Raw genomic sequence first — 12,725 nt, forward strand, 5'->3', positions numbered from 1 at the left:
CGCTGGCAAGGTCGGTGCCCACGTGACGAGAATGCGAGCACAGGTGCGGAAGACGACACTGCACGACCCCGCCGACCCGTCTCCCTCCGCACCGGCAGGCTCCCGGGCCCGAGCGGCTCGCAGGCGGCGCGTCCGGGTGCGCAGCAGGCTGCTCGTGGGCGTCCTGCTGACGGGGCTCGCCGTGGTCGCCGCCGGCGCGCCCGCCGTGCACGGGGCCTTCACGCGGCTGACCGAGTCCCAGCGGCTCGTGGACGACGCCGAGTCGGGCCGCCGCGCGCTCGCCCTGTCACACCTGCTCGCCGACGAGCGCGAGGCGCTCGTGGTGGCCGTGGCCGACGGCGACCCCGACGTCCTCGGCGGCGCGCTCTCCGGCGAGGCCAGGGAGCGCACCGACCGCGCCGTCGACCAACTGCCCGACGACGCGGGGCAGTCGGTCCACGACCGGCTCGCCGCCCTGCCCGCGGCCAGGGACGCCGCCCTGGCGGGCGAGAGCACCGCCGTCGAGACCTACGAGGCGTACACCGCCGCGGTCGACGCGCTCGACGCCGTCTTCAGGGACGTCAGCCGCTCGCGCCCCGACCGGGCCGCCGACCCCACGGGCGACGCGCTGCCCGACCTCGTACGCGCCGTGCACGCCTCGTCCGCGACCCGCGGGCTCGTGCTCGCCGGGCTGCGCTCGGGCGGCGAGGCCCCCGAGCTCGCCTCCCTGGCCCACCTCGAGGCGGCGCGCGAGCGCGCCGCGGTCGCCGACTTCACCACCATCGCGGGACCCGCGGGGCGCGACGCGTACGAGCGGGCCATGGCGGGCGACGAGACCGCCGCGGCCGATGAGTTGCTCGCCTCGCTCACCGACACCGCCTATCTGTCGGCCGAGGACCGGGCCGCGGACGAGGGCGCGGTGCACGAGGCGCTCGTCGCGCGCACCGCGCTCCAGCAGGAGGTGCTCACCTCGCTCGCCGCCGAGCGGGCCGCGGCGCTCACATCCCTGAACGACGAGGACATGACGGCGCTCCAGATCACCGCCGTCGTCGTGCTCGTGGCGTTGCTCCTCGCGCTGGGCGTGAGCGTCCAGACCGCCCGCTCCCTCACCCGCCCGCTGGCCGCCGTCCGGCTCGGCACGCGCCGCGTCGCCGCCGACCCCGCGGGCCAGGAGCCCGTCAAGTACACGGGAAGGAACGACGAGTTCGCCGAGGTCGTCGCGTCGGTCAACGCCCTGCGCGCCCGCACCGTCGCCCTCCAGGAGCAGGCCACGAGCGCCGTGACGGAGGCCGAGGAGGCCGCGCGGGACAGCGGCGGGCTGCGCATGGAGCGCGACCGGCTGCTCGCCGAGCAGAGCGATCTGACGGCGCGCCTGGCGGCGTTGCACGGCGCGGTGCACGGGATGTTCGCCCACCACGCCCAGCGGCTGCTCGCCCTCGTCGGCGAACAGCTCGCGGTCATCGAGGGGTTGGAGGAGCACGAGGCCGATCCCGACCGCCTGGCCGTGCTGTTCAGCGTGGACCACCTCGCGGCCCGCATGCGCCGCCACGGGGAGAACCTCCTGCTGCTCGCCGGTGCCCCGCCCGTCGCCGAGCTGGGCGAGCCCCAGACCCTCATCGACGTGGCGCGCGCCGCCGTCAGCGAGATAGAGCGCTACGAGCTGGTGGAGACGACGCCCCCGCCACCGCCGGGGCGGGTCGTGGGCGTGGCCGCCCGCGACGTCAGCCACCTGCTGGCCGAGCTGCTCGACAACGCCACGGCGTTCTCGCCGACCGGCGCCCGGGTGCGGCTGACGGCGCGCTGGGTGGAGAGCGATCTGCTGTTCTCCGTCGAGGACGAGGGCCTCGGCCTGTCCCCCGCGCGGCTCGCGGAGCTGAACGCACGCCTCGTCGACCCCGTGACCCCGCCGCCGGGCGCCGACCAGGCCGGGACCGGCGTGGGCATCGGCATGGGCCTGTACACCGTGGCGCGCCTCGCCGCCCGGCACGGCCTGCGCTGCTGGCTCGACACCAGGCCCACCGGCGGCACGATCGCCCAGGTCGTGGTGCCGGGCGCGTTGATCGAGGCGATGCCCGACGCGTACCAGGCCGACCCCTACACCTCGACCGGCGCGGTCCCCACCGTCGCCCCGCCGACGCCCCACCACACCGGCGCCGTCCCGACCGTCGGGCACCACCCCGTCGATCACCACACGGGCGCGCACCCGACCCTTCCACACCCGTCGGTCGAGCTGCCGCCCGAGCACGGGCGGGCCACCGACACCATCCCAGGATCACACCCGGTCACCGAGAGCGGCCTGCCGCTGCGCAGCCGGGCCACCGCCACCCCCGCCACCCCGCCCACCGCCGCACGGGAGCGCGCCTCCGTTGACGCCGAGGAGCTGCGCCGCCGCCTTGGCGGCTTCCAGCGCGGCGCCAGGGACGGCCACCGCGACGCGGCAGGTGCGGCGGGGGGCCCGTACCCCGGCGAGACCGGAGAGGGGATGCCGTCATGAGTTCACGGACCCGTATGGCCCCCGGCACCAACAGCGGCCGAGGGGGCGCCGACCTGCGCTGGCTGCTGACCCGGCTGGTCGAGGAGGTGCCAGGGGTGCTTTCGGTCGCCGTCGTCTCGGCCGACGGCCTGCCGCTGCTCTCCTCGCAGCCGTCGAGCGGGGCCCCGGGGCTTGCCCACCCCGGCGGAGGCCCCTCGGGCGCGGTGGCCGACCTGGCCACGGTGGTCTCGGGCCTCGGCAGCCTCACCGGCGGCGCGGCCACGCTGATGGAGGGCGGACGCGTCCGCCAGACGCTTGTCGCGATGGACACCGGGAACCTCCTGGTGATGACCATCAGCGACGGCTCGCTCCTCGGCGTCTACACGGTGCCGGACGCGGACATGAGCTCGGTGACGTACCAGATGGCCCTGTTCGTGGGCCGCGCGGGCCACCTCCTGACCCCGGAGCTCAGAGCGGAGCTACGCCAGGCGGCACCGGCGATCCGGTGAGGGCCCCGGGGCGGTGCCCCTCCCCGGGAACCCCCCGGTGGCGGCTCGTTGCCGGATCGCTGGCGTGGCAGCGCGGCCGCGACTCGGTCGCGGATCACCCGGTGGCTGCTGGTTGCCGGATCGCTGGGGCGGCGACGCCCGCGCCGGGAGGCGGTGTCGAGCTGCGGGCCGGGTGGGCGTGTTGACCGCTCGGCAGGCAACCGGGCGGGCCCGCCGGGAGTCGGCAGCTGCGGCGCAGCCGCGAACTGTCCGCGGGTGGCCTCTCGCCGTGGGGTGGCGGCGGCGTCCCGGTCGCGGACCACTCGGCGGCTGCTGGTTGCCGGATCGCTGGCAACGCCCGTGCCGCGGAGCGGCAGCCGCGGACCCCCGGTGGCGGCTCGTTGCCCGATAGTTGGTGCCGTAACGCCCTCGCCGCGCAGCGGCAGCCGCGTGGTGGCTTCTCGCCGGGCAGCGCCCGGCAGTTCACGAGCGCGTCGTCGTGGGCGTCGTTTCCCGGCGAGGGACAAGCTCGGCCGGTGAGAGTCCCGCCAGCAGGGCCGCCGCCTCGTCCATGCGTCGGTGCACCTCGTCGCGCTGCTCGCGCCGTTCCTCGGCGAGCGAGCGTTCCTCGTCCAGTGCGGCGCGGGCCGCCGTGGCCAGCTTGTCGGCGTGCCGCTCCCCGGCCGTCAGCCGCCGGACGGCATCCGCCGTCCGTGCCTCGGCGCGGGCGGCGGCCGTTCCGGCGTGGAGCGAACGCGTCGGGTCATCGCCGAGCAGCACGAGCAGCGCGGGCGGCAGGCGGAGGCCCCCGCCGCCGCGGTACTCCTCGCGCGCGATGGCCCCGGCGAGCTGCCTCGCCTCCGCGAGCTCGCCGCGGACGTCCGCCAGCTCGTCGGTCAACTCCTCGGTCTCCCGCTGCTGTTCACGCAGCCGGGCCTCGGTCTCGCCGTATGCCTCGGCCGCCTCGCCGGTCGCGCGGTACGCGGTCCGCAGCTCGGCCAGCAGCTCCGCGGTGTCCCGCGCGCCCGCTTCCGAAGCACCCGCTTCCGAAGCACCCGCTTCCGATGCACCCGGCTCCGACGCGCCGGGCTCGGCGGCCGCCGGGGGCGCGAATGGCGATGCGGTGGCCAGGGCCAGCGCGGCGAGGGTCGTGCTCAGCGTCGTTCGGTACATCGGGGCGCACCTCTCCCATCCGTCGCGGCGCTCGCCGCGACGGACCGATGGTGTGCACACCCGCGCCGGGGGCGCGCGCCGGGAGGCGCGAACGGGTGGTCAGCCCCTGCGGCGGTGGGCCCGGCTGGGTGTGGCGTCCGGCGCGTAGACGTAACGCCAGCCGCGCGGCACCCGCAGCAGGCGGGTGTGGCCCGCGGCCTCCAGGTGGTAGACGTGCACGGTGTCGGGCTCGTCGCCCTCGCCGGGCACCGGCACCTCGTACACGCGCGGCGGCTTGCCGGTCGGCCCCGTCAGCACCGGCAGCACCCGGCCGTCGAGCGGCCCCCCGACGAACGGCGTCTCCTCGCTTCTCACAGCTCGAGTGTGGCAGGCGCCATCCTGGTGAGCGTGCGCTCCACCAGCGCGTCGACGCGCCCGCCCGGCGCTTCGAGCGCCGCCGCGGCGCGCAGCACGCGCGCGGTCTCCTTGTCCCGCCCCGCCGTGACGACCAGCTGTGCGATGAACTGGTCGACGAGCCAGTCGCGCAGCTCGCCCAGCGGCACCCGCCGCCCCTCGTCGAGCCAGATCAGCGACGCCGCCTCGACCGATGTGATCCAGGTGCGCACCGTCAAGTCAAGGCGGGCGCCCGGCTGTTCGACGGCGAGATGGTCGAGCACACGCCGGGCCGCGGCGCGCCGCACGCCGTCCACGATGGCCGAAGTGCGCGACGTCTCCACCACGCTGCCGCCCGCGAGCAGCGCCGAGAAGCCCTCGCCGTGCTCCACGGCGAACGTCAGATAGCGGTCGAGCACCTCGGCCAGCCGCTCGCTCAGCGGACCCGAGGCGCCCACGGTGAAGCACCGCTCGAGATCGGCCGCGGCGCCGCGCAGCACCGCCTCGTACAACTGCTGCTTGCCGCCGGGGAAATAGCGGTACACCAGCGGCCGGGAGACGCCCGCGGTGCGCGCCACCCGGTCGAGCGACACGGCGTCGGGCGCGTGCCGCGCGAACAGCCGCCGCGCGGCGGCGAGCAGCTCGTCCTTGCGCTGCTCCACGCTGAGCCTGCGGTACGCCCGAGGGGGTGCTGCGGGACGGCTGGTCATGCTCCGAAGCGTAACGGCCGCCACCGACACGACGTCGTGACCCGGCCATCCACAGGTTCACCCACAGGTTCACTCCCCCCGTTCACTTGACGGACACGGGTCCCCGGGGCGCAGGTAACCGCGTTGGGCTGTGCTGGGTGACCATGAAGCGACGACGGACGGGCCGCCTTCCCTACTGGGGCACGATCCGAGGCCGGGTGGCGATCGTTCTCGCCGTGCCCACGGCCCTGCTCCTCGTCCTCACCGGCATCGGGGTCGCGGACCGCGCGGCGGACTGGTCGGCGGCGAGGGAGAGCGGCGACCGGGTCCAACTCGCGCTCGACGTCCAGGACTTGGTGCGCGAGTTGCAGCGCGAGCACGGGCTCACCAGCGGGCTGATGGTGGGCGCGGGGCGGTATCGGCCCGAGCTCGCGGACACGCGCCGCCGCGTGGACGCGATCCGCGGCGAGCTGGTCAGGCGCGTCGACGGGGGCGCGGCCCCCGCGTTCGATGAGGCGCTCGGCTCGCTGGGCGAGCTGGACGGCACGCGCGCCCGCGTGGACGACGAGAACATCGCGCCCGAGGAGGCCCTGGCCTACTTCGCCGACGCCATCGCGCGGCTCAACGAGGCGCAGCTTGCCGAGGATCCCGCCCATGGCGACCAGCGGCTGAGCGACGGCATGGCCGCCCTCCAGGCCCTGTCCACCGCCACCGAGGCGCTCGCCCAGGAACGCGGCCTGATGAACGGGGTGTTCGTCGCGGGCCGCTTCGACGACGGCCAGTACCTGGAGTTCGTCGCGACGCGCGCCGCACGCGACGCCGCGCTCGCCAGCTATGGCCGACTGGCCACCGACGCCCAACAGGCCGCGCTCGACGGGGCGTTCGACTCGCCGGAGGCCGAGCGGGTCGCCACGTTCGAGGACCGCGCGGACGCGGGCGCCGACGGCTCGCCGCTCGGGACCGACGCGGCGGAGTGGTGGGAGGCCGCCACCGCGCTGACCGACGCGCTGCACGAGGTGCAGCAGCGGGTCGGGCCCGACGCGACGAGCCGCGCCGACCAGTTGCGCAGGGCGGCCACGGCGCAGCTCGTGGGCTTCGTCGCGCTCGGCGTCCTGATCGTGGCCGTCGCGATCGCCCTTGCCGTGCTGGCCGCGCGCTCGATCACGCGCCCGCTGGACGAGCTGACGCGGCAGGCGGAGAACGTCGCGGGCGAACGGCTCCCCGATACCGTCCGCACCATCCAGGAGGCCGAGCCCGAGGAGGCCGCACGCCTCGAACCGCCCGGGCCCGACCCGGGGTTGGGCGGGGGCGCGGAGGAAGTCACGCGCTTGGCCGCCGCGTTGCACGACGTCGAACGCACCGCCGTCGACCTGGCCGCCCAGCAGACCGTGCTGCGGCGCAACGGCACCGAGTCGCTCGCCAACCTCGGCCACCGCAACCAGGCCCTGGTCCGCCGCCAACTCCGGCTGATCACCGCGCTGGAGAGCAAGGAGCTCGACCCGGACGCGCTGGCGGAGCTGTTCGAGCTCGACCACCTGGCCACCCGCATGCGCCGCAACGCCGACTCGCTGCTCATCCTCACCGGCCAGCAGCTCCCGCCGCGCGTGTGGACCGGCACGGCCGAGGTGGCGGAGGTGGTGCGTTCGGCCGTCTCGGAGGTCGAGGAGTACCGCCGGGTGACGCTCGTGGAGTCCGAGCCCTGCCTGATCCATGGCTCGACGGTCTACGAACTGTCGCACCTGCTCGCGGAGTTGATCGAGAACGCGCTCACCGCCTCGCCCCCGGCGCGCCCTGTCGAGGTGTACGGCTGGTGGGACGGCGCGGAGTACTGCCTGGCCGTCGTGGACCGTGGCACGGGCATGACCGATGAGGAGCTGGGCCGTGCCAACGACCGGCTCGCGGGCAAGGACAACTTCCTTGTCGCGCCGACCCGTTTCCTCGGCCACTACGTCGTGGGCACGATCGCGGCCCGCCTCGGCGTGCAGGTGGAGGTCAGGCACACGCAGAGCGCGCCGACCAACGCGTCCGCGAGGGGCGCCGGGGTGTCGGCGTATGTGGCCCTGCCGCCCCGGCTGTTGAGCCCGGGCCTGGCGCAGGAGCGACACGGCAGCGGCGTTCCCGCCTGAGTCCGTTGCCCGCGCGGCCCGTTCAGCCGGGGAGGAACCAACCAGGGCCGTCCACGGGGTTGTCGAGCCACAGCCGGTGCCGCCCGTCTGCCGAGACGCCGAGCCCGTACCGCTCGGGGCGCGGCCGCCCGGCGTCCGCCCACGCCGCCAGCACCGGGGCGCGCTCGCCCCACAGGTCGCGGGCGCCCTCGTACTGGATGCGCGCGGTCCCGTCGTCGCGCGGCGCCACCCGCGCCCATGACCCGCTGCCGGGGTGCACCAGCCCGTAGATCCGCCGCCCGTCCGCGTCGATGAGCGACAGCTCATGCACGTCGGGCTGCACCAACCCCCCGAGGAAACGCGGCACTTCGGCCGAGAGCTCCACCGGGAGCGGCACGTCTGCGGCCGTGCCGAGCGGCACGAGCAACGCCGGGATGTAGCTGCGCACCGAGGGCGCCGCCCCCGCCCCCGGCCGCGCCAGCACCGGCAGGAAGCGGCCCGACGCCGTCGCGTCCACCCCCGCGGTCAGCACCGCGATGCCCGAGCTGAGCGCCACGGCCAACGCGCCCCCCGGCGCCACCTGTGCCAGCAGCGCCGCGGGCACCCGCCCGTTGACCGGCCGCCCGACCACCGCCCCATAGGGGGCGTACTCCGAGCAGCCGCGAGCCCCGTCCCCCGCTGCGAGCGCCGGCGCGTATCCGGCGCCCGCCAGCCGGGCGCGCGCCTTGCCCAGTACCTCGGGATCGGGGTCGAGCGACACGACGCGTGCGCCGCCGAAGCGTTGGCACAGCAGCGCGGCGCCGTACCCCGTGCCGGTGCCAAGCTCGAGCACCCGCCCGCCGTCCGGCACGTCGAGCGCCTCGAACATGGTCCGCAGCATCCCGTGCGGCTCCTCGCCCCCACCCGGCTCGGGAAGGAACGCGTCACGCGGCACGGCGTCGAACACCGCACGCCACACGGAGCCGCGTGGACTGCCGTCGGCAGGGCGGGTGGCGATGGTCATGGGGATCCCTCCGAAGCGAGTCACGGCGGTTCGCCGTGCACAACGAGCGGACCCCGCCCGACGTACCGCACCGAACGTTTCCGCGCCGCCTGGCTTGGTGGGGGGCGGCGGCTACGGGCTGGATGTCCTCCCGTTCGCCGTCTGCCGTCCTCTGCTTTTGTGGTGGGTGCGGGTCAGGGCTTGCACCTACGGGGGGAGGGGTGTCGGGTGTGCGGCCGTCTCGGTAAACGGTGGGTCTCGTTGTCGGCTGGGGCCGTTCGCCGAACGGGCGCGGCCGCGTCCCTTGTGGGCGGCCGTTTTGCCGGTGGTCGGTTGCGGTGGCGCGCACCCTTCGGGCCTGCCCTGGCCGCCGCTCTCGTCGTTCACCGCGCGCACGTTGAGCTTATGGAGCGGGCCGGTCCGGGGCCGGGGCGCGCGTCGTTCAGCGGGCCCGTCAAGCTTTATGCCTCGCTTACGCGAGGCCGGGTGCTCTTCTGAAACGCGGCACGTTCTGTTCAACACAAAGTGTGCCGCGTTTCAAAAGAGCATCCGCCCCGGCATAAGCCGCGGATAAGCACCGGCCCGCTACATCAGCTCAACGGACGCCAGGCTTGAAAACGCTTCGGGCGGCCAGGGCAGGCCCGAAGGGTGCGCGCTACCTTAAGCGACCACCGGCACAACGGCCGCCAACTACCGTCGCGGCTGCGCCCGTTCGGCGAACGGTCCCGGCCCAAGAACAAACAGCCCGTTTACCGAGACGGCCGCACACCCGACGCCCCCCTCCCGTAGGTGTCGATCTCTGACCCGCACCGCCACAACACCGGACACCGCGGGCGACGGCAACAACCACCGGACCCTCCGTAGCCGCCCCCAAGCTCAACGCCGCTCAACACCGCTCAACCCCCCGCACCCCCACAACCTCCACCTCCGTCGCCGGAACCCACGCGTAGTCGTCGCCCCGCACGAGGTACCACCACGAGTGCTGTTCGCCCTCCGCCGCGCACAGCACGCGCAGCCGCTCCCCCTCGGGCGCCGACGCCAGGACGGTGGACGCGGCGTGCGGGGCCTCGCGGAGGCGCGTGCCCGAGGCGTTCGCGACCTGGCCCGCCACGGCGTCCGCCTCGGCCGTCGCCGCAGCGTCGGGCGCCTGCGCCCCGCCGCCGGGCGCCGCAGCGGCAGCCCCGGCCACGGCCGCAGCCACGGTCACGGCCATCGCGCCGCCCGACGCGCACCGCGAGAGCCTGCCGAACACGGATCGGGACATGTCGCACGCCTCCTCGCCCTCACGCCCCCTTCTCACTCTCCGCAACCGTTCCCAGCCTAGGTGCACCCGAATGGGGGTGCAAATCATGGCGAAGAGTAACGAACAGTGCGGAGTCCAGCCCTCCACTTGGAGTTGTCGCGTCCCGTCTCTTGACAGGCCGGGGCGGGGTGGCTGAGATGGGGGTGGCTCATGGGAGCGCTCCCACTGCGCTCCCGCGCCGGTCTCCTTTCCCCCCACCCACTCGGAGTCCTACGGGACGGAACTCCCTGAGGAGAAGACCTTGAACGCCAAGACCCGAATCGGCGGCATCGTGGCCGCCATGGCCGCCGGTCTGCTCGGTGCCTCGCTCGCGGCGCCCCCCGCGCTCGCGGAAGGCCCCGTTGTTCCCGCCGCCACCGGTTTGACCGTGCAGGGTGGTCGGTTGGTGGAGTCGACGGGGAGTGATCTGGTGCTTCGTGGGGTGAATCATCCGCATGCCTGGTATGCGGGGGAGACGTCGGAGTCGTTGGCGGCGATCAAGGCGGAGGGTGCCAACTCCGTGCGGGTGGTGCTCTCCAGTGGTGATCAGTGGGCGGAGACGTCGGCGGCCGAGTTGTCGGGGATCGTCGAGGAGTGCAAGGCGAACCGGCTGATCTGTGTGCTCGAGGTGCATGACACGACGGGGTATCCGGAGGCGTCGGCCGCGGTGTCGCTGGAGCGTGCGGCGGAGTACTGGCTGAGTGTGCGGAGCGCGGTGGTGGGCCAGGAGGACTATGTCGTGGTCAACATCGGTAACGAGCCGTACGGGAACACGGGTTACGCGGAGTGGACACGGGCGACGATCGACGCGGTGGCGACGTTGCGGGGTGGGGGTTTCGAGCACACGTTGCTGGTGGACGCGCCGAACTGGGGTCAGGACTGGTCGTTCACGATGCGGGACACGGCGCGGGAGGTGTATGACGCCGATCCGACGGGGAATCTGGTGTTCTCCATCCACATGTACGGGGTCTTCAGCGCGGAGTCCACGGTGCGTTCGTATCTGACGGGCTTTGTCGAGGCCGGGCTGCCGATTCTGGTGGGTGAGTTCGGGCACGATCATTCCGACGGGAATCCGGACGAGGACGCGATCATGTCCGTGACGCGGGAGTTGGGGCTTGGTTACATCGGCTGGTCCTGGAGCGGGAACAGCGGTGGTGTGGAGTACCTTGACATGGTCAACGGCTTCGACCCGGCCTCGTTGACGCCCTGGGGCGAGCGGTTCCTCAACGGGCCCGACGGCATAGGCGAAACGTCCGAGGAAGCCACCATCTACTCGGGCGCATAGACCCGTTCGGCCGCTCGCGGTCGTTCGGAGCACGGGTCACCCGGGGCGTCGGCGTCGCCCCGGGCGGCCCGTGGCCTCGTCGCCGGTCGTGGCGCCGGGTCGCGCGCCTCGGCGGGCGCTGCGAGACTGGCCGCATGGCCCGGCCGAACGACGAGGTCGACGCGCTGCTGCGGGAGTACGCCGACCTCATCGCCATCACCGGCGGAGACGCGTTCAAGCAGCGCGCCTACGAGAAGGCGGCGCGCGCCATCCGTGGCCACCCGCGCGACATCGGGGGGCTCGACGCGGCCGGGCTGCGCGACATTCCCGGCGTGGGCGCGTCCATCGCGGACAAGGTCGAGGAGTATCTGCGCACCGGGCGCGTCCAGGCGTTCGACGCGACCCGCGCGGCGGTGCCGCCCGGCGTGCGGCGGCTGATGTCGATCCCGTCGCTCGGCCCCAAGAAGGCCATGACGTTGTACCGCGAGCGCGGCATCACGGGCGTGGACGAGCTGGTCGAGGCGATCAACGCGGGCAGGCTGTCAGGGCTTTCCGGCTTCGGCCCCAGGACGCGCGAGAAGATCCTGCGCGGGGTGGCGGTGGCCAGGGAGACCGGGGGCCGGATGCTGCTCGACGCGGCGCACGACCTGGCCGACGAGGCCGCGCAAGGCCTGGTTGCCGCCGGGTGTGAGCGCGCCACATGGGCGGGGGCGCTGCGCCGGATGCGTGAGACGGTCGGCTCGGTGGATCTGGTGGCCGCCGCGCGGGATCCGGGTCCGGTGCTCGAGGCGTTCACCGCGTTGCCGTTCGCGGCCAGGACGGTCGAGGTGGGCCGGGTGCGGGCGGCCGTGGCCACGGCCGGAGGGCAGCGCGTGACGGTTCGCGTGGTGGCGCCCGATGGCTGGGGCGCGGGCCTGGCGCACGCGACCGGCGCGCGGGCGCATGTCGCCGCGCTGCGGGAGCGGGCCGCGCGCCGGGGGCTGCGGTTCGCGCCCGACGGGCTGGTGGACGTAGACGCGGGGGAACGGGTCGCGACCGCGACGGAGGAGGAGCTCTACGCCGCGCTGGGCCTCGACTGGGTGCCGCCGACGCTGCGCGAGAACCGGGGCGAGATCGACGCGGCCGCCGAGGGGGCGCTGCCCGCGCTCGTCACCGAGGACGCGCTGCGCGGCGACCTGCACACGCACACGGACCTCACGGACGGCCTCGCGCCGCTGGCCGCGATGGTCGAGGCGGCGGCCGCGCGCGGCTACGCGTACCTGGCGGTCACCGATCACGCGCCCCGGCTGCGGATGCAGCGCATGACGGAGGAGAAGATCCTGGCGCAGCGGGAGGAGCTGCGGGCCCTTGAGCGCGGCATGGGCGGGCGCGGCGCGGGCGGGATGCGGCTGCTGCACGGCACGGAGCTGAACATCGACCCGGACGGCGGCGTCGACTGGCCCGACGCGTTCCTCGCGGGGTTCGACCTGTGCGTGGCGTCGATCCACTCGCACTTCGGCCTGGACCGGGCGGCCCAGACGCGCCGCCTGATCCGGGCCTGCGAGAACCCCCACGTCCAGGTCATCGGCCACCCGACGACCCGCAAGATCGGCCTGCGCGGCCGGATCGACGCCGACCTGGACGCGGTCTTCGCGGCCTGCGCGCGCACGGGCACGGCGTTGGAGATCAACGGCCACCCCAACCGCCTCGACCTCCACGACGAGCACGTCATGCGGGCGCGCCGCCATGGCGTGCGGTTCGCGCTCGACAGCGACGCGCACAGCACGCGCGAGCTGGCGAACGTCCGCTGGTCGGCGGCCACGGCCCAGCGCGCGTGGCTGCCCGCCGCCGAGGTGATCAACACCTGGCCCCTCGCCCGCCTCCGCCGCTTCCTCGGCCGCGACGCCGAACGCCCGTGAACGCCTCGGCCGCGGCGGGC

At 74.6% G+C, this 12,725-nt stretch carries 10 protein-coding genes; 5 read left to right on the forward strand and 5 right to left on the reverse strand.

All coding sequences use genetic code 11. The annotated features are described in order from the left end of the window. Positions 1-136: 136 nt before the first annotated feature. Together D7318_RS19090 and D7318_RS19095 are read left to right on the forward strand one after the other, a co-directional pair. Positions 137-2,473, forward strand: a complete 2,337-nt coding sequence (locus tag D7318_RS19090) for a sensor histidine kinase (protein WP_183091545.1) — start codon at positions 137-139, stop codon at positions 2,471-2,473. Beyond that, entirely contained in the window at positions 2,470-2,961 is a 492-nt protein-coding gene (locus D7318_RS19095) for a roadblock/LC7 domain-containing protein (protein ID WP_230423884.1), read from the forward strand. Before D7318_RS19090 ends, D7318_RS19095 begins: the two co-directional genes overlap by 4 nt. 462 nt (positions 2,962-3,423) lie before the next feature. Here D7318_RS19095 and D7318_RS19100 read toward each other — a convergent pair whose 3' ends face one another. The 3 genes from D7318_RS19100 to D7318_RS19110 all read right to left on the reverse strand — a co-directional run bounded on the left by D7318_RS19100 (position 3,424) and on the right by D7318_RS19110 (position 5,195). After that, positions 3,424-4,113, reverse strand: a complete 690-nt coding sequence (locus D7318_RS19100; protein WP_120698325.1) for a hypothetical protein — start codon at positions 4,111-4,113, stop codon at positions 3,424-3,426. Between the two features lie 99 nt (positions 4,114-4,212). Next, the gene (locus D7318_RS19105) at positions 4,213-4,467 is read right to left on the reverse strand and encodes a hypothetical protein (protein WP_120698326.1); all 255 of its coding nucleotides are present in this window, start codon (positions 4,465-4,467) and stop codon (positions 4,213-4,215) included. Beyond that, positions 4,464-5,195, reverse strand: coding sequence for a TetR/AcrR family transcriptional regulator (locus tag D7318_RS19110; RefSeq protein ID WP_120698327.1), 732 nt, complete (start codon positions 5,193-5,195; stop codon positions 4,464-4,466). The genes D7318_RS19105 and D7318_RS19110 overlap by 4 nt, the downstream gene beginning before the upstream one ends. A 143-nt stretch (positions 5,196-5,338) precedes the next feature. On the opposite strand from D7318_RS19110, the gene D7318_RS19115 reads away from it, so the two are divergent. After that, positions 5,339-7,300, forward strand: a complete 1,962-nt coding sequence (locus D7318_RS19115) for a sensor histidine kinase (RefSeq protein WP_120698328.1) — start codon at positions 5,339-5,341, stop codon at positions 7,298-7,300. A 22-nt stretch (positions 7,301-7,322) separates the two neighbouring features. Here the strand turns inward: D7318_RS19115 and D7318_RS19120 are convergent, their stop codons facing one another. Together D7318_RS19120 and D7318_RS19125 are read right to left on the reverse strand one after the other, a co-directional pair. Then, positions 7,323-8,282, reverse strand: coding sequence for a methyltransferase domain-containing protein (locus D7318_RS19120; RefSeq protein ID WP_120698329.1), 960 nt, complete (start codon positions 8,280-8,282; stop codon positions 7,323-7,325). 865 nt (positions 8,283-9,147) lie between these two features. Next, on the reverse strand, positions 9,148-9,525 hold the full coding sequence (locus tag D7318_RS19125) for an SH3 domain-containing protein (RefSeq protein WP_147437754.1): 378 nt from the start codon (positions 9,523-9,525) through the stop codon (positions 9,148-9,150). A gap of 280 nt (positions 9,526-9,805) precedes the next feature. Between D7318_RS19125 and D7318_RS19130 the strand changes: the two genes are divergently transcribed. After that, entirely contained in the window at positions 9,806-10,828 is a 1,023-nt protein-coding gene (locus tag D7318_RS19130) for a glycoside hydrolase family 5 protein (RefSeq protein WP_230423887.1), read from the forward strand. A gap of 134 nt (positions 10,829-10,962) precedes the next feature. Continuing rightward, positions 10,963-12,705 carry a helix-hairpin-helix domain-containing protein gene (locus D7318_RS19135; RefSeq protein WP_120698331.1) on the forward strand — a complete coding sequence of 581 codons (1,743 nt, stop codon included), beginning with the start codon at positions 10,963-10,965 and terminating at the stop codon, positions 12,703-12,705. Positions 12,706-12,725 lie beyond the last annotated feature (20 nt).

It is taken from the genome of Streptomyces radicis (assembly GCF_003626575.1).
Classification (GTDB): Bacteria; Actinomycetota; Actinomycetes; order Streptomycetales; family Streptomycetaceae; genus Streptomyces; species Streptomyces radicis.

What these genes read in the sequence shown, in the direction of transcription:
- D7318_RS19095 (WP_230423884.1), top strand. Translation starts at nt 2,470, where the DNA reads ATGAGTTCACGGACCCGTATGGCCCCCGGCACCAACAGCGGCCGAGGG.
- D7318_RS19100 (WP_120698325.1), bottom strand. Translation starts at nt 4,113, where the DNA reads ATGTACCGAACGACGCTGAGCACGACCCTCGCCGCGCTGGCCCTGGCC.
- D7318_RS19110 (WP_120698327.1), bottom strand. Translation starts at nt 5,195, where the DNA reads ATGACCAGCCGTCCCGCAGCACCCCCTCGGGCGTACCGCAGGCTCAGC.
- D7318_RS19115 (WP_120698328.1), top strand. Translation starts at nt 5,339, where the DNA reads ATGAAGCGACGACGGACGGGCCGCCTTCCCTACTGGGGCACGATCCGA.
- D7318_RS19120 (WP_120698329.1), bottom strand. Translation starts at nt 8,282, where the DNA reads ATGACCATCGCCACCCGCCCTGCCGACGGCAGTCCACGCGGCTCCGTG.
- D7318_RS19125 (WP_147437754.1), bottom strand. Translation starts at nt 9,525, where the DNA reads ATGTCCCGATCCGTGTTCGGCAGGCTCTCGCGGTGCGCGTCGGGCGGC.
- D7318_RS19135 (WP_120698331.1), top strand. Translation starts at nt 10,963, where the DNA reads ATGGCCCGGCCGAACGACGAGGTCGACGCGCTGCTGCGGGAGTACGCC.